Consider the following 16,777-nt stretch of genomic DNA (forward strand, 5'->3'; position numbering starts at 1 on the left):
CCCTTCCCGGCCGGCACTTGTCCTCGGGTTCAATGAGCCCCGAGCGTCGACGTGTCTGTCGTTATCCGAGCAACGGAGCCACGCGGCCCGGGGAATGCTTCACGGTCCGGAAGCTCAGCGAATAACGCAGCGTCTTCACGGGCGAGAGGGTGTGCTGCCACTCCGAGCGCGACGCTCCCGCTAGCACGTAGAGAGAGCGCGGCGCGAGCTCGAGCACGGCGGTCTGGAAGGTGTCGCCCACCTTACGCCGGAAGCGCATCCGCGCCGCGCCGAGCAGCGAGATGCCAATCACACGGGGGCCGAACATGGGCGCATCCCGGTGCCAGCCGATGCTCGCTCCGGGTGGGTAGCGCGAGACGAGCACTTCCTCGAGCGCCTCGGGTTCAAGCCCCACAGCGGCGGCACAGCGCGCCCTCACCGGCTCGAGGAAGCGGGGCAAGGGTGGCGCGGGCGTGAGACGCCAGGACTCATAGCCATAGTCCCAGCCGTAGTGCACCACAGTGCGCCGGGCCACCACCCCGTGCATGTGGATCTCCCGGTAGTCGAGCCGAGTGAGCTCGTCCACCAAGGCCCGCTCCTCCTCCTCGGAGAGGAAGCCAGGCAGATAGCTCAGTCCTTCTGGAAGCTCGACCACCTGGGGAAGTTGAGAAGCGGGCTCCGTGGCCGCAAGCGGTTCCGGCCGCGACCGGTCAGAGCCGCGGCGCGTCAGGGATGGGCTCGGTGGAGTCCGGCACCACGGCCTCGTCCGGAATCGTGGGTCCCTCGTAGCCCCGGCCAAACCCCTTGGCGCCGGAGTGCAGGGGATGAGCCCCCGACAAGAGGCTCCTCGCGCGGCCGAACAGCCAGCGGATGCCCTGAAGCCCATCGCGCACGAGCGCCGCCGGCGCCTCGCGCGACAGCAGCGGCGGTCCCTTCAACGTGCCCGTCGAGGCGTCCGCCGGCATCGGGTTGATGCCCACGCCCAGCTCGTAGACCATCTTGCCGCCGAGCGTCGCCGTGTACAGCGCCATGGAGTTGGCGATCAGCCCAATAATGCTCTGACCGAGCGAGGGTGGACGGCTCAGCCGCCACAGCGTCACGCCCACCGCTCCGAGCGTAATGACGGCATTGCCCAGACCGTGGAGGAACACCATGTCCCGAGCGCGGGGCTCCTCCAGCCGAACCTCTTGGGAAGAGGCCAGTCCAGCCAGTCCCGAGAAGAGGGCACTCACCGTACCGGCCACCCACAGCCGCCGGCCCACCTTCGCCCAGGCCTTGTCCCCACTCGCGACGGCGATGAAGTCGGCCACCGTCGCAGTGGGCAACAGGGCCAGCGGAGCGTGGACGACGGACGGGTGCAACTCGTGAAGCAGCATCTTCTTCATGAACGTTCCCCCATGGCTGCGAGGGCCCGCGGCACGGCCGCACCTGCCCCCGTGATGCCTGGAGGGTAGGCATCCCCACTACTCCCCGCTTCCTCCCGAGCCGCCTGCCTGGGGCTCGTTCCCCTGCTCGGGCTGCATCGCGATGTAAAGCATCGGGCGTAACGAATTTCCCGTGGGCAGATTCGAGAGAGAGCTCGAGCACGGAGGTCCACACCATGAAAGAGCCGGCGAAGGAACGAGGCTCCGCGGCCCCACCCGGTCCCGAGGAGCGTCTCGAAGGCGTCCGGTCGGAAGAGGATCGTTCGGCCAGTGCGGACGCGATCCCCTCCTCCCCCGGAGGTAAGGCCAACGCGGGGCCCGAGGATCAAATCGAGGGCTGCGCGATGGACACCATCAAGGACGACGAGGGGAACTACCTGGAGCCGCCAGATTGAGCGCATACGAGGGGTGGCCCGGCGCTCCGGGCCACCTCAGTGCCGGACTTCGTCGCCCGAGTGGTGCGAGGACTTGTCGAGCCGCTGCTCCATCATCCTGGCGAACTCGTGTGACGGACGACGGGTCCGGAGGTCGAAGCTGTCGCCCTGACTCAAGACATGCAGCCGGACGTTGAAGAGCGAGAGGGTTCGTTCACGCTCCTCCTCCGCCACGTTGGTGTAGGTCACGTCCTCGGCGTCGGCGACGTAGACGGCTCCCGAGCCCACGACGGTGAAGGACTCCTCCCGCTCAACGATGATCGCTGTGTTCTCGTCAATTCCCAGGCCGATGAAGCGCGGATTCTGGGCCACTGCGCCCAAGAGCCGGCCGATGCGCCCGCGCTCGGCAAAGTGCTGGTCAATGATGACGTCCCGGATGAACCCGAGCCCCGGGGCCATCTGCAGCGTCTCTCCAATCTTGTGAGTCTCCCCGCTGACACCGGACACGAGCATCGTATCGGCCATGACGGCCGCACCGGCCGACGTGCCCACCACCGTGCCGCCCCGACGGTAGAACTCCTCGACCGCGCTGCACAGCCGGGTGCCCGCGAAGCGCGTGGTGATCTTCAACTGTGCGCCGCCGGTGAAGAAGAAGACGTCAGCCCCCTCGAGCAGCTCCAGCGGTGGTTCCAGCAGCAGGTCCGCGCGCTGTTCGATGCTCAGGTGGACAACGTCCTTGCACCCCAGTTCCTGGAAGGTACGCCTGTAATCCTCCCAGAGCTCCCCGGGCACGCTGCTCGCTACCGTGCAGATGATGACGCGTCCGCCCTTCGTGCATTGGGTCACCTCGCGCAGGATAAGACGATCGCTCCCCTTCTCCTTCTCCTCGTGCCCCCCAATGATGATGAGCCGCCCGGCGACCGGCCGTCGCGTCTCGGAGGGCGCCAGGGTGCGCGCCGGAGGGAGGAGGGAACCATCGCTCGGCCGCTCCGTCTGGGTCCGGCTCTGGGCCGAACTCTCGCGTCGGGCCTTGCCACGATGCCCGTTGTTGCCACCTCGCTTCGTCCTCGTCGCTCGTGCCATGCGGTTCGCGCTCTCCCTCTCCAGGAAGGATTGGTCTCGCCTCCTTGATTGAACAGGGTGACGGGCCAAGGACTCACCTGCGTGTGGCCTACGGGAAGGCGGAGCCCATGACGAGTAGGGAAAAGGTGGAAGCGGGACAGCGGGACGCGGCCTGGCGTTCCGCCCGGCAGGGACATCTGCGTGCTCGGCCGGGGACCCCTCGGACCCAAGGAGCTCTGGGTCTGCACCCCCTGGGCTTGAGCCTTGGGCATGATGGGATCATCTACGTGCCCCCTGCCTACCGACCGGACCAGCCTGCACCGCTCGCCGTGATGCTTCATGGAGCAGGAGGCTCAGCCCAACATGGACTGGAGCTGCTCCTGGCCCTTGCCGATGAGGCGAACGCGATCCTCCTGGCACCGGGCTCCCGAGGCCCCACGTGGGACGTCATCGTGGACGATTACGGGCCGGACGTGCAGTTCATCGATCAGGCGCTCGCGCACGTCTTCGAGCAGTACGCGGTGGACCCCGCGCGAGTGGCGATTGGAGGCTTCTCCGACGGAGCGTCGTACGCGCTCTCACTGGGAATCGGCAACGGGGACCTGTTCCGGCACATCATCGCCTTCTCGCCAGGCTTCGCCGTACCGCCTAGGCGGCAGGGCACGCCGCGCATCTTCATGAGCCACGGGACGGATGACCGGGTGCTTCCCATCGACCGATGCAGCCGCCGGCTGGTGCAGGTATTCGAGCGCGCGGGCCAGGACGTGCACTATGTGGAGTTCAAGGGCCCGCACGTAGTGCCCGAGGAGATGACGCGCGAGGCAGTGCGTTGGTGGCTGGAGGGAGCAGTCCACTGACGTGAAGTCCCCTCTCCCAGAGGGAGAGGGAGCATGCTCAGGAAGACACGAGGCGCTGTCGGAGTCGCTTCGCTACGCGCGGAAGGTCATCAGGCGCCTTCACCGGCTCAAACCGACTGGTCACCGGATCCGTCCGGCTCACCTCGATGAAAGCAACGGGGAGGAGCGGCTGACCATCCGGACGGGTGAGGCTGCTGGCCTCCGCCGTCACCTGCTCGAGCTGGAGCACGGGCTGGTCCTCCACCTTCTTGGAGACCACCCGATAGGGAATGGGAATCTCCTTGTCGAGGATGGCTTCCAGGTCGAAGGTGATGTTGTTGGTCGAAATGAACGCATGCTGGGTCGGGTCCACCTTCTCGACGAGCTGGAGCTGACCCTTCAGCCGCACCGGTGCCGCACCCGCATCGAGCGCCCCGCTGGGGTTCTTCCGTGGCGTCACCTCCACCGTCATGGCCTTGCCCTGCGTCAGGTGCATGCCGATGACCACCGGGTCGAGCGTCGCTGCCAGGTTGTCCACATTGGAGAAGTACACGCAGCGCACGCCGCGATTGCGCAGCTCCGCCCCGACGCCGCTCTCGCGCAAGGCGCGGAAGACGTCCCCATGCCCAGAGGGAGCAAACGAGAGCTTGCCGTCCGCCCCCTGGAACAACTCCCCCTTCGGTGTGAGCCGCGGAAGCATCCGCTGACGGAAGAGGAACACGCCCTCCTTCTGACCTCGTTGCGACAGGTGCGCGTCGATCTCGTCGTGAGTGAGGAAGGACGTCATCACCGCCACGGGCACCGGGCGCCCGAAGCGCTCGCCCAGCCGGCGCGCCTCCGCGATCTTGAAGTCGAGGAAGGTGCGATCCCCCACCACGGGCACGAGCCCCTTCACGCCACCACCAAAGCGCGTGCCGGCACCACCCGCCACCACGAGGGCGGCCACCTGGCCCTGGCGGAACGCCTCCTCGCCACGAACCCGGTACTGCTCGTACTCGGGAGTCCCCTCAGCAGGGAGCGCTCGGATGTCACCCTCCTGAAGTGGCTGAAGGGAACCGGCGAGCGGAGGAGCTTCGACCAGCTCACCGCGATGATAGCGGGCGAGCAGTTCGCGAAAGCTCGAGACGTCGAAGCCGTCACGCGCGAATTGAGGATTATCGAGATCCGTATCCATCGGTTGGCAGGTCACGGGCACAAGGTTCAGCCCTGCCTCCCCGGGACGCATTGTCCTCCAGGACGAGACGCGCCGGGCTGGTGGGCGGTCAACCATCCAAGCGGCGTCAGGGCGCGAGTTGAAGCCTCCAGCTCCCGCTGACAGCATCCGCCGCCGTCTCCCCCCATCCTCCCGTGAACATCCTCGCCCGAGCTCCGCTCCGCCGCAGGCCCTTGCCCGCGAGTGCCGTCCCACCTCCGTTCAAGAGAGAGCCCCCGAGAAGACTGCGCCGCTCGCTCCGGGCCTCCGTGGCGGAAGGCGTGGTGGCCGAGGGCGTGATGGCCTGTGCCGGAGGAGCCATCCTCACCGGCTGGGCGCTGTACCTGGGCTGCGGCCCCTTCTGGGTGGGACTCCTGGGCGCGCTGCCGTTCCTCGCCCAGCTCATGCAGCTACCCGGCGCATGGCTCACCTCGCGGTTCGGAGCTCGCCGGGTGGCACTGCTCACCGTGTTGTTCTCGCGCCAGGCGTTCCTGCCCCTTGTCGCGCTGCCCTTCCTGCCACTCCCCATCGAGGTGAAGCGCGGAGTGCTCTTCACCGTGGCCGTGGCGCATCACGGACTGGGCATCCTCTGTAACAACGCATGGGTCACCTGGATGGGGGACCTGGTGCCCACGCGCGTGCGCGGGCGGTACTTCGGACGGCGGACCGCCATCAGCACCCTTGCCGGGGCACTCGCCACGTTCACCACCGGCACCTTCCTGGATGGAGCCCGCGCCTCGGAGTACACGGGCCCGGCGCTCGCCGCGCTCGCCTTCACCGCGTGCGTGTTGGGCGCGTTGAGCACCGCCCTCATGGCGCTCAAACACGACCCGGTCCGCCATCGCGTGGCGAGCCCCTTCCAGGCCGCTCGCGTGCTCCAACCGCTGCGCGATGGTGCGGCGCGCCGGCTCCTCGCGTATGGCATGACGTGGAACGCGGCCCTCGGACTCGCGGGCCCCTTCTTCTCCCTCTATCTCCTCCAGGACCTGAAGCTGGGCTTCACGCTCGTGGCCCTCCAGGGCTCCGCCGCCTCCATCGCGCGCATGCTGAGCGCACCGCTGTGGGGCAAGCTCATCGATCGGCTCGGCGCACGCTGGGTGCTGAGGGCCTGCGTCTCCGGCCTGGTGCTCAGCCCCGTGCTGTGGGTCCTGGCGGGACCAGACCGCTGGTGGCCCATCGCGCTCGAGGCGCTCCTCGGAGGCGTGCTGCTCAGCGGCCATGGACTGGCGAACTTCGCCCTGTCCCTGGGAGTGTCCCCCGCGCGAGAGCGGCCCTTCTACCACGCGGCCTTCGCCATGACGGGCGGTGCGGCCTTTGCCCTCGCCTCGGCAGCGGGGGGAATGCTGATGCGGCTCTTTCCACCCAGCCACCTGCTGCTCGGGTACGCGTGCACGGCCCTGCAGCTCACCTTCCTCGTCTCGGCGCTCGCCCGGGGCTTCGCCGCGCTGCTCTCGCGCCAGCTCATCGAGCCGGCAATACGGCCCCAACCCTCGGGGGCGATTGCATCACGAGGACCACGCCCGATGCGCCACCCACGCCGAGCCGACCGCACGGAAGCCCTCCCCGAACCGGCGGCTCTCGCCCCAGCCGTCTCACCGCTCCCACCGCCGCCCGCACCTTAACGGCCGCATCCGCTGGGCCGCTCCGCGACCGGGCGAAAGAAGCCCCCTCATTCCGCACTCGCGCGGGGTGCCTACTCTTGCCGCATGGGTAGCCAGGACTCGACGCGTGCGGCAAACACTTCCGCTGTACCGGGGGCCACTGTACCGGAGGCCACCCCGGCTCCCTCGCCCTGGACAGGCGCGAGGAAAGACGAGGTCACCGAGGTCCGTGGCTATCCACGTCCGCAGCTGAGGCGTGCGGCCTGGTGCCCGCTCAATGGCCGCTGGGACTTCGCGCTGGATCCGCTCGGGCGTTGGTCAGTCCCGGCTGAGGTGAGCTGGAACGCCCATATCCGCGTGCCCTTCGCTCCGGAGACGGAGCGTAGCGGCGTGGGCGACACCGGTTTCTATCGCGCGTGCTGGTACCGCCGCACCTTCGAGCCCCCCACGCTGAGTCCGCAGGAGCGACTGGTGCTGCACTTCGGAGCGGTGGACCACGCGGCCACCGTCTGGGTCAACGGCTCGCGCTGCGCCCACCACGAGGGCGGCTATGCGCCCTTCAAGGTCGACATCACGGACCTGCTCCACCGCGACGGCCCTCAAGAGATTGTCGTGCGCGCGGAGGACGACCCGGCCGATCTCGCCAAACCGCGAGGCAAGCAGGATTGGCAACTGGAGCCCCACTCCATCTGGTACCCGCGCACCACCGGCATCTGGCAGACGGTGTGGCTTGAGCGTGTTCCTGTCACCCGCATTGAGAGCCTGCGCTGGACACCCAACCTCGCGCGCTGGGAGCTGGGGCTCGAGGTGCACATCGAGGGGACTCGGCCCGAGGGGCTGCGGTTGGACGTGCGGCTGAGCGTGGGAGACACGCTGCTCGCGCAGGACTCGTACACGGTGGTGCTGGGAGAGGTGTACCGCCGCATCGCCCTTTCGGATCCGGGCATCGACGACTTCCGCAACGAGCTGCTGTGGAGCCCCTCCTCGCCCACGCTCATCAATGCCCGGATTGAGCTGCGCGGCGCTGACGGCCAGTTGTTCGACGCGGTGGACAGCTACACGGCGCTGCGCTCCGTCTCGGTGCAGGGTGACCGCTTCGTGCTCAACGGGCGCCCCTACCCGCTACGGCTGGTGCTCGATCAGGGCTACTGGGATGGCACCGGCATCACCGCACCGGATGACGCTGCACTCCGACGTGACGTGGAGCTCGCCCGCGCCATGGGCTTCAACGGCGTGCGCAAGCACCAGAAGATCGAAGACCCGCGCTACCTCTATTGGGCGGACCGGCTGGGGCTGATCGTCTGGGAGGAGATGCCCAGCGCCTACCGCTTCACCCGCCAGTCCGTCGAGCGGCTCACGCGCGAGTGGCTGGAGGTGCTCGCACGCGACTACAGCCACCCGTGCATTGTGGCGTGGGTCCCGCTCAACGAGTCCTGGGGCGTGCCCAACCTGCCCGACAACGCCGCCGAGCGGCACTACGTGCAGGCGCTCTTCCACCTCACCCGCACATTGGATCCCGTGCGCCCGGTCATCGGCAACGATGGTTGGGAGAGCGTGGCCACCGACATCATCGGCATCCACGACTACGACTCGGACCCTGCGAAGATCGCCCAGCGCTACCACTCGCACGAGGTACGCCCGCACCTGTTCCAGCGTGAGCGGCCCGGCGGGCGAGTGATCGTCCTCGCCGAGCACCCGCATGCCGATCATCCCATCGTGCTCTCCGAGTTCGGTGGCATCTCGATGGCGCGGGGAGACCAGCGGGAGTGGGGCTACTCCCAATGCAAGGGCCCCGAGGAGTTAGAGCGCCGCTACACCGCGCTGCTCGAGGTGGTGCGCTCGCTCGCGCTGTTCGCGGGCTTCTGTTACACGCAGTTCGCCGACACGTACCAGGAGGCGAACGGGCTGCTCTACTCGGACCGCACGCCCAAGTTCCCCCTGGAGCGGATGGCGGAGGCCACGCGTGGCCCGCGCTTCTTCAGCGACATTCCCATGCCCCCCGCCCCCTCCGGACGGCCCCGCCCCACGACGGAAACGGGCGAGCCCGAGACCGCGGGGGCCTGAGCCACGAGAGGAGCGGCCATGCGAGGCCCCCAGGATGAAGCCCCCCATTTCGAAGCGCTCTTCGGCCGGCCACCGAAGGTACGGGCCCGGGCACCCGGGCGGGTGAATCTCATTGGCGAGCACACCGACTACAACGGTGGCTTCGTGCTGCCCATGGCCATCCCGCAGCAGACCGAGGTGGTGCTGGCCCCGCGCGAGGATCGCCAGGTGCGCGCCTTCAGCGCCAACCTCGGCGCCGCCGGGAAGGTGGACACGTATGAGCTCGGCCAGGAGAAGGCAGGCAAGGGCTGGCTCGACTACGTGCAGGGCGTCACCCGCGTGCTGCGCGATGAGGGCCATGCGCTCGGAGGCTTCGACCTGTGGCTGCGCTCGGACGTCCCACTCGGCAGTGGACTGTCCTCGAGCGCCGCCCTCGAGGTGGCACTCCTGCGTGGCCTGCGGGAGTGCTTCGGGTTGAAGCTGGATGACGTGCGCATCGCGCTGCTGGGCCAGAAGGTGGAGTGCGACTTCGTCGGCGCGCCCGTAGGCGTGATGGACCAGATGGCCTCCAGCCTCGCGCAGGGGGGCGCGGCGCTCTTCCTGGACACCCGCAGCCTCCAGTATGAGCGCGTGCCACTGCCCACGCAGGTGGAACCCATCGTCATCAACTCGGGCGTGACCCACAGCCACGCAGGAGGCGACTACCGGGTGCGCCGTGCCGAGTGTGAGCGCGCTGCGAAGCTGCTCGGTGTCGAACAACTGCGCGACCTGCCCGACGCGGAGCTGCCCCGCGCGCTCGCCCTGCCCGAGCCGCTCGGCCGGCGCGTGCGCCATGTCCTCACCGAGAACGCGCGCGTGCTGGACACCGTGCGGGCGCTGCGCGCGGGAGACCTGGCCGCGCTGGGACCTCTGCTCTACGCCTCGCACGCCTCACAGCGAGACGACTATGAAGTGTCCGTCCCGGAGATCGATCTCCTGGTGGACCTCGCCCGTGAAGAGCCCGACGTCCTCGGCGCGCGGCTGACCGGCGGCGGCTTCGGCGGCTCCGTGGTGATGCTCGCTCGGTCGGGAAAAAGCGCGGACGCGGCGCGCCGCATCGCCACCCGCTACGGCGAGCGCGCGGCCCCCAAAGCCACTGTCCTCGTTCCGCAGACCACTCCCTCGACCTGATCCACGGGGAGGGACGAACGGCTGAGCGAGCGATAGGGGTAGCTGTACCCCAGGTCAGTAGGAGTGACCGCGAGAGGTGCCCACCCTCATTCCGTACTCCAGGGCGTGTACGGAGATGGAGGCGGGTAAATGACGATACAGTCGAACAACAACGTGGTGGGAACCCATCAGCTGCCGGATCTGGTGTGCCTCTCGCACCTGCGCTGGAACTTCGTCTTCCAGCGTCCCCAGCACCTGCTCAGCCGCTTCGCGCGTGAGCGCCGGGTCTTCTTCTACGAGGAGCCCATCTTTGGGCAGAACAGCCGGCCGCGGCTGCACGTCACCCGCTCTCCCGAGGGCGTCTGGGTGGCGGTGCCCCACCTGCCCGAGGGTCTCGATGCGGAGCGGCTCGTAGCCCTGCAACAGGAGATGCTCGACGAGCTCCTGCTCGAGCACGCCGTACGCCACTACGTGAGCTGGTACTACACGCCGATGGCGCTGCCCTTCACGCGCCACCTCCAGCCTCGGGCCGTCGCCTACGACTGCATGGATGAGCTGTCCGCCTTCCGGGGCGCGCCTCCCGCGTTGCTGCGCTACGAGATTGAGTTGCTCCAGCGCGCGCACGTGGTCTTCACCGGTGGCCAGAGCCTCTATGAGGCCAAGCGGGACCGGCATCACAGCGTGCACGCCTTCCCCAGCAGCGTGGATGTGGCGCACTTCGCCACCGCGCGCGGCACGCTCCGGGAGCCCCCGGACCAGGCGTCCATTCCCCATCCCCGGCTCGGCTTCTTCGGCGTGGTGGACGAACGGATGGACCTCGCGCTGCTCGAGGCGGTGGCCGAAGCCCGCCCTGACTGGCAGCTCGTCATCATCGGTCCGGTGGTGAAGATCGACCCGGCGGCCCTGCCGCGTCGGCCCAACCTCCACTTCCTCGGGGGCAAGCTCTACACCGAGCTGCCGGCCTACCTCGCGAGCTGGGACGTGGCGCTGCTGCCGTTCGCGCGCAACGAGTCGACACGTTTCATCTCGCCCACCAAGACGCCCGAGTACCTCGCGGCTGGCAAGCCCGTGGTGTCCACGTCCATCCGCGACGTGGTGCGCCCGTACGGCGAGCTGGGCCTGGTGCGCATCGCGGACACGCCAGAGGACTTCGTGCGCGCCTGCGAAGCGGCCCTGGCCGAGGACCGCGCCGCCTGGCTGCCCCGAGTGGACGAGTACCTGGCGGAGATGTCCTGGGACAACACCTGGTCCGGGATGAAGGCCCTGCTCGACGCGGCCTCGATGCGGCGCGAGGTGGGGGAGCGACCTGAGAGCGCGGCAACCCCCGTGGACATGGCCACCATCTGAGACAACCGGCGCGAACGGGCGCCCTGAGCGAGGAAGACCCATGTTTGACTATATGATCGTAGGGGCGGGCTTCGCTGGCAGCGTGATGGCCGAGCGGCTCGCTACGGTGTACGGCAAGCGCGTCATCATCGTGGAGAAGCGGCCGCACATCGGCGGCAATGCCTACGACCACTACAACGATGACGGGCTGCTCGTGCACAAGTACGGCCCGCACATCTTCCACACCAACTCGCAGGACGTCTTCGACTATCTCAGCCGCTTCACGGAGTGGCGCCCTTACCAGCACCGGGTGTTGGCAAGCGTGGACGGGCAACTCATGCCCATCCCCATCAACCTCACCACCATCAACCAGTACTTCGGCCTCAACCTCACGGCCTTCCAGGTGGAGGAGTTCCTGCAGAAGCTCGCGGAGAAGCGCGAGACGATCCGCACCTCCGAGGACGTCATCATCACCAAGGTGGGCAAGGAGCTGTACGAGAAGTTCTTCCGCAACTACACGCGCAAGCAGTGGGGCCTGGATCCAAGCGAGCTGGACTCCACCGTCATCGCCCGCATCCCGGTGCGCTCCAACCGCGATGACCGCTACTTCAGCGACAAGTACCAGGTGATGCCGCTGCACGGGTACACCCGGATGTTCGAGCGGATGCTCGACCATCCCAACATCAAGGTGCTGCTGAACACGGACTACCACGAGGTGAAGAACATCATCCCCTACCGGGAGATGATCTTCACGGGCCCGGTCGACGAGTACTTTGACTATTGCTACGGCAAGCTGCCCTACCGCTCGCTGAGGTTCCGCCACGAGACGCACAGCACGGAGCGCTTCCAGGCAGCGCCGGTGGTGAACTTCCCCAACGAGTACCCGTACACCCGCTGCACCGAGTTCAAGTACCTCACCGGCCAGGAGCATCCGAAGACGAGCATCGTCTACGAGTACCCCACCGCCGAGGGAGATCCGTACTACCCGGTGCCCCGTCCGGAGAACGCCGAGCTGTACCGCAAGTACGAGCAACTCGCGAAGGACACGCCGGGTGTGCACTTCGTGGGCCGGCTGGCCACGTACAAGTACTACAACATGGACCAGGTGGTGGCGCAGGCGCTCACCCTCTGCACGAAGATCATCGGCATGCGCCGCCGGGAACTGCTCAACATGCAGGTGGAGGGACACGCGTGAGCGCGACCTCCGAGAGACCCGGTGGGCTCCCCGAGGTATGGGGTGGCATCGAAGGCACGGTCAACCGGGTGGGTGACCAGTACTTCGACCAGATGAGGCGCAGCGGCCACTGGGAGCGCATCGAGGATCTGGATCTCATCGCGGCGCTTGGCATTCAGGCGCTGCGTTATCCGGTGCTGTGGGAGCACATTGCCCCGCTCGGGCCCAAGCGAGCGGACTGGACCTGGCCGGACGTGCGGCTGAAACGTCTGCGCCAGTTGGGAGTGCGGCCCATCGTCGGGCTCGTCCACCACGGCAGCGGACCGCGACACACCAGCCTGGTGGACCCGGCCTTCCCCTTCGAACTCGCGAAGTACGCTCGGGCCGTGGCCGAGCGCTACCCGTGGGTGGAGGACTACACTCCGGTGAACGAGCCGCTGACCACCGGGCGCTTCAGCGGGCTGTACGGCCACTGGTATCCACACGGCAAGGACTACACCACCTTCGCGCGCACGATGGTGGTGCAGTGCCGTGCCATCGTGGAAGCCATGCGCGCCATCCGCGAGGTGACGCCCGGAGCGCGCCTCATCCAGACAGAGGACATGGGGCGCACGTACAGCACCCCGCACCTGGCCTACCAGGCGGAGTTCGAGAACCACCGGCGCTGGTTGAGCCTGGATCTGCTCTGCGGGCGCATCGATCGCAACCATCCCCTCTGGCACCACCTCCAGCATTGGGGCGTCTGCGAGAAGGAGCTCGGGTGGTTCCTCGACAACCCGATGCCTCCGGACGTGGTGGGGCTCAACTACTACATCACCAGTGACCGGCTGCTCGACGAGCGGATGGAGCACTACCCGGCCTGGTCCCACGGCGGCAACCATCGCGACGCCTACGCGGACGTGCATGTGGCCGGAGTGTGGAAGGACGCCATCTCCGGCCACCGGGACGTGCTCGCCTGGGCGTGGGAGCGCTACCGGCTGCCCGTGGCCCTCACCGAGGTGCACCTGGGCTGCACGCGGGAGGACCAACTGCGCTGGCTGGCGGAGGCGTGGGAGGCGGCCTGCTCGCTGCGCGCGGAGGGCGTGGACGTGCGCGCCCTCACGGTGTGGAGCTTGCTGGGGGCCTACGACTGGAACACGCTGGTGACAGCCGACCGCGGCTTCTACGAGCCCGGAGTCTTCGACATACGCGCGCCGCGCCCTCGTCCCACCGCGCTGGCTCGCATGACGCATGCGCTAGCCACCCGCGGGGACTTCGAGCACCCGGTCCTCGCCTCGCCAGGCTGGTGGCGGAGGACAGCGCGGCCGGAAGCCAACTTCGCCGCCAGCCTCCATGGAGACAGCCCGGCGCCCTACGTGACGTATGTGCCCGCTCGGCGCGCGGGGTCCGAGTCTCCCCGGCCCGTCCTGATCTCGGGTGCGACGGGAACGCTGGGACGGGCCTTCGCCCGGCTGTGCAGGAATCGGGGGATCGCCTTCCAGCTCCTGTCACGCCAGGAGATGGACATCGCCTCGCTGGAGTCGGTGGAGCGCGCGCTCGAGCGGTTCCAACCCTGGGCCATCATCAACGCCGCGGGCTACGTGCGCGTGGATGATGCCGAGATGAATGCCGCCAGGTGCTTCCGGGAGAACACCCTCGGTCCGGAGGTGCTCGCCACCGCCTGCGGTGCGCGGGGCGTGCGGCTGGTGACCTTCTCCTCGGACCTCGTCTTCGGAGGAGAACGCAGCTCGGCCTACCTGGAGAGCTGCCCAGTCCAGCCGCTCAACCAGTACGGTCGCAGCAAGGTGGAAGCCGAGCGCCGAGTGCTGGAGCGGATGCCCGAGGCACTCGTGGTGCGTACAGGAGCCTTCTTCGGCCCGTGGGATCGCCACAACTTCGTCACCCTCGCGCTCGGGACACTCGCGAACGGAGATCGGTTCGCGGCGGCGGATGACGTGGTCGTCTCCCCCACGTACGTGCCAGACCTGGTGCACACCTGCTTGGATCTCCTCCTCGACGAGGCGAGCGGCGTCTGGCACCTCACCAACGCTGGCGAGGTGACGTGGGCGGAGCTCGCGCGCCAGGCTGCCTCCCTGATGGGGCTCAACCCGCGGCGGGTGGATGGCCGTCCCCTGGAATCATTTGGGTGGTCGGCACCGAGGCCTCGCTATAGTGCCCTGTCGAGCGAGCGCGCCCAACTCATGCCCCCGCTCACCAAAGCCCTCGAGCGTTACCTCGAGGAGAATGAAATCAAGCCCGCGCGACGGGCAGCCGGCGGGGGCCGGGCGGTCTGCGCGGAGTGTGGAGGGACTGTCGATGAAGGTCATGGTGACGGGCGGTGCGGGCTACATCGGGAGCGTGGTGACGGAGGAGTTGCTGCGGGGGGGTGACGAGGTCGTCGTCTACGACAGCCTCTACAAAGGTCACCGGGAGGCGGTGGTGGAGGGCGCCGCCTTCGTGAAGGGAGACCTGCTCGACACCGCGCTGCTGCGCGAAACGCTCGCCCACCACAAGGTCGAGGCCGTGGTGCACATGGCGGCCGACTCGCTGGTGGGTGAGTCGGTGAAGGTGCCGGCGAAGTACTACCGCAACAACGTCCTCGGGGGGCTCAGCCTGCTGGATGCCATGCTCGGGGCGGAGGTGAAGTACCTCGTCTTCTCCTCCACCGCAGCCGTCTACGGCGAGCCGGCCAAGCAGCCCATCGAGGAGACAGATCCCACCCAACCGACCAATCCGTACGGCGAGACGAAGCTCGCCTTCGAGCGGGCGTTGCGCTGGTACGACTCGGCCCATGGGCTGCGCTTCGTGAGCCTGCGCTACTTCAACGCAGCGGGCGCCACCGAGCGCAGCGGCGAGCGCCATGATCCCGAGACGCACCTCATCCCGATCATTCTCCAGGCGGCGGCCGGCCAGCGGCCCGAGGTCACCGTCTTCGGCGATGACTACCCCACCCCGGATGGCACGTGCGTGCGCGACTACATCCACGTGGTGGACCTGGCGCAGGCGCACATCCTCGCGCTGCACGCGCTGGCCAAGGGACACCCGAGCTCCATCTACAACCTGGGCTGCGGCGGTGAGGGCTACAGCGTGAAGCAGGTCATCGACTGCGCCCGCCGCGTCACGGGAAGGGACATTCCCGTGAGCAAGGGACCACGGCGGGCCGGGGATCCAGCGGTGCTCATCGCCAGTTCCGCGCGCATCGTGCGTGAGCTTGGCTGGCGGCCTACGCAGCAGAAGCTCGACACCATCGTGGAGTCCGCCTGGCGCTGGATGCAGCGCAAGCGCTAGCGGAAGCTTTGCGCATACTCCCTCTCCCTCTGGGAGAGGGCGGGGGGTGAGGGTAACCGAGCCCGTTCTTCAACCCATGGCCCCCGGTGTGGACAGGGAGTTCAACCCGGTTGCACCCGATACCCTCACCCTAGCCCTCTCCCAGAGGGAGAGGGGACATCCACGGAGCCTCGAGATTCCGTTCAAGGCATCGTGGACACTCCACTACCGCACGAGGAGGTCTGGCCTCGCGCGCCCCGCCACCTGCACCGTGGGCCAGCGCGGATCCACTGTAAGGATCTCCAGGCCGTCCGGAGACACCACCACGGTGTCCTCGATCTTCGAGCCAGGCAGGGAGGGGTTCCACGCCATCGCGTTGTAGAGCTCGAGCGCCACCGTCGAGCCAGGGCGCGCCACCACGTCGCGGGACAGGTAGCCGCACGAGCCCCCCTGGTGGTGGAACGCCTCGCCTCCCGGATGCCCCGCCGTGGCGTAGGCCTGGACGAGCGTGGAGTACACCTGGCCGAGCGTGACACCCGGGCGGCACACCTCGAACGCGGCGGCCTCCACGCGAGCCACGTCGGCCGCGAGCCGGCGCTCCTCGGCCGAGGGCGGCCGGAAATAGACGAAGCGGGTGAGGTTGGCGAAGAGGCCGTGCCTGCGACCACAGAAGACGAGCATCGCCCGTCCGCCGAGCCGCTCCTTCGACGCCGTGGCATGCCGGTGCACGGGGAGGCGGCGCTCATCCCCGACGAGGGTCAGGGTGGGATGGATGCCGCGCGCCCAGAGCGCCTCGGCCCCGGCGCCGGCCAGCTCGAAGCCCGTCCATTCCGGCTTCGCGGCGAGCAGCACCTCGGTCATCGCCTCGGCCGCATCCCGCCCGAGCGCGCGGTACCGCTCGAGCTCCTCGGGAAGGAGCGACCAGCGGGCACGCGTCAGGCGCTCGGGCAGCGGCACCTCGCCCGCAGAGGGACGGTCCGAGGCGACGGCGCCGGACCCACGACGCGCGGCCACGAAGGCCTCGCGCTGAGCACTGTCCTGCCACGGATGCGCCCACACCTGCAGCCCTGGAGGCAGCTCCTCCTGCTCCAGGCGAGCCGCCTCGATGTTGTCCGTGAGCACCCAGGCACCATCCGTGGTGACGAGCACCTCGGCGACGCCCGCCTCCGTCGTGAGGATCACCACGTTGGAACCACCGCACGTCATCCATGCGAACCAGTCCACGCCACGCAGGCGGACGGCGCTCAGACCGTGCTCGTTCATATTGTCTCGCACGAGGGCGAGCTTGGTCGTCAATTCGTTCATGACAGCCTCAGGGGGGTGGCAATCGTTGTCGCGAAAATGACCACGGGGCAGTAGTGCCACAAGGCG

General features: G+C 68.2%; 14 protein-coding genes. 9 read left to right on the plus strand and 5 right to left on the minus strand.

Features of this window, described 5'->3' with window-relative positions; translation table 11 throughout:
* Positions 1-61: 61 nt before the first annotated feature.
* Both F0U60_RS40505 and F0U60_RS40510 read right to left on the minus strand, forming a co-directional pair.
* Positions 62-634: an alpha-ketoglutarate-dependent dioxygenase AlkB gene (locus F0U60_RS40505; protein ID WP_395807909.1), complete on the minus strand. Its 573-nt coding sequence runs from the start codon at positions 632-634 to the stop codon at positions 62-64.
* A gap of 55 nt (positions 635-689) precedes the next feature.
* Complete coding sequence (locus F0U60_RS40510) at positions 690-1,364, minus strand: DUF2231 domain-containing protein (RefSeq protein ID WP_395807911.1); 675 nt, start codon at positions 1,362-1,364, stop codon at positions 690-692.
* Positions 1,365-1,579: 215 nt separating this feature from the next.
* Here F0U60_RS40510 and F0U60_RS40515 point away from each other — a divergent pair, with 215 nt between their 5' ends.
* Positions 1,580-1,798, plus strand: coding sequence for a hypothetical protein (locus tag F0U60_RS40515; protein WP_395807913.1), 219 nt, complete (start codon positions 1,580-1,582; stop codon positions 1,796-1,798).
* Between the two features lie 36 nt (positions 1,799-1,834).
* Here the strand turns inward: F0U60_RS40515 and F0U60_RS40520 are convergent, their stop codons facing one another.
* Positions 1,835-2,860: a cyanophycinase gene (locus tag F0U60_RS40520; protein ID WP_395807915.1), complete on the minus strand. Its 1,026-nt coding sequence runs from the start codon at positions 2,858-2,860 to the stop codon at positions 1,835-1,837.
* Between the two features lie 107 nt (positions 2,861-2,967).
* Between F0U60_RS40520 and F0U60_RS40525 the strand changes: the two genes are divergently transcribed.
* Positions 2,968-3,696, plus strand: a complete 729-nt coding sequence (locus tag F0U60_RS40525; protein WP_395807917.1) for an alpha/beta hydrolase — start codon at positions 2,968-2,970, stop codon at positions 3,694-3,696.
* Between the two features lie 37 nt (positions 3,697-3,733).
* Here F0U60_RS40525 and F0U60_RS40530 read toward each other — a convergent pair whose 3' ends face one another.
* Entirely contained in the window at positions 3,734-4,849 is a 1,116-nt protein-coding gene (locus tag F0U60_RS40530; RefSeq protein ID WP_395807919.1) for a UTP--glucose-1-phosphate uridylyltransferase, read from the minus strand.
* A gap of 287 nt (positions 4,850-5,136) precedes the next feature.
* Between F0U60_RS40530 and F0U60_RS40535 the strand changes: the two genes are divergently transcribed.
* From F0U60_RS40535 to galE, 7 genes are all read left to right on the plus strand, one after another.
* The gene (locus tag F0U60_RS40535) at positions 5,137-6,489 is read left to right on the plus strand and encodes an MFS transporter (protein WP_395807921.1); all 1,353 of its coding nucleotides are present in this window, start codon (positions 5,137-5,139) and stop codon (positions 6,487-6,489) included.
* An 84-nt stretch (positions 6,490-6,573) separates the two neighbouring features.
* Complete coding sequence (locus tag F0U60_RS40540) at positions 6,574-8,532, plus strand: glycoside hydrolase family 2 protein (RefSeq protein WP_395807923.1); 1,959 nt, start codon at positions 6,574-6,576, stop codon at positions 8,530-8,532.
* A gap of 18 nt (positions 8,533-8,550) precedes the next feature.
* Positions 8,551-9,681 (plus strand): galactokinase, encoded by a 1,131-nt coding sequence (galK, locus tag F0U60_RS40545; protein WP_395807925.1) that lies wholly within the window; start codon positions 8,551-8,553, stop codon positions 9,679-9,681.
* Positions 9,682-9,810: 129 nt separating this feature from the next.
* On the plus strand, positions 9,811-11,007 hold the full coding sequence (locus F0U60_RS40550) for a glycosyltransferase family 1 protein (RefSeq protein WP_395807927.1): 1,197 nt from the start codon (positions 9,811-9,813) through the stop codon (positions 11,005-11,007).
* 40 nt (positions 11,008-11,047) lie between these two features.
* Entirely contained in the window at positions 11,048-12,181 is a 1,134-nt protein-coding gene (glf, locus tag F0U60_RS40555) for a UDP-galactopyranose mutase (RefSeq protein WP_395807928.1), read from the plus strand.
* Positions 12,178-14,529: a family 1 glycosylhydrolase gene (locus F0U60_RS40560; RefSeq protein ID WP_395807930.1), complete on the plus strand. Its 2,352-nt coding sequence runs from the start codon at positions 12,178-12,180 to the stop codon at positions 14,527-14,529. Before glf ends, F0U60_RS40560 begins: the two co-directional genes overlap by 4 nt.
* Complete coding sequence (gene galE / locus F0U60_RS40565) at positions 14,456-15,427, plus strand: UDP-glucose 4-epimerase GalE (protein WP_395807932.1); 972 nt, start codon at positions 14,456-14,458, stop codon at positions 15,425-15,427. The genes F0U60_RS40560 and galE overlap by 74 nt, the downstream gene beginning before the upstream one ends.
* Before the next feature lie 204 nt (positions 15,428-15,631).
* On the opposite strand, the gene F0U60_RS40570 is transcribed toward galE, so the two are convergent.
* Positions 15,632-16,711 carry a M24 family metallopeptidase gene (locus F0U60_RS40570; RefSeq protein ID WP_395807934.1) on the minus strand — a complete coding sequence of 360 codons (1,080 nt, stop codon included), beginning with the start codon at positions 16,709-16,711 and terminating at the stop codon, positions 15,632-15,634.
* Positions 16,712-16,777: the final 66 nt, after the last annotated feature.

Source organism: Archangium minus (assembly GCF_044360475.1).
GTDB classification, from domain to species: Bacteria; Myxococcota; Myxococcia; order Myxococcales; family Myxococcaceae; genus Archangium; species Archangium minus.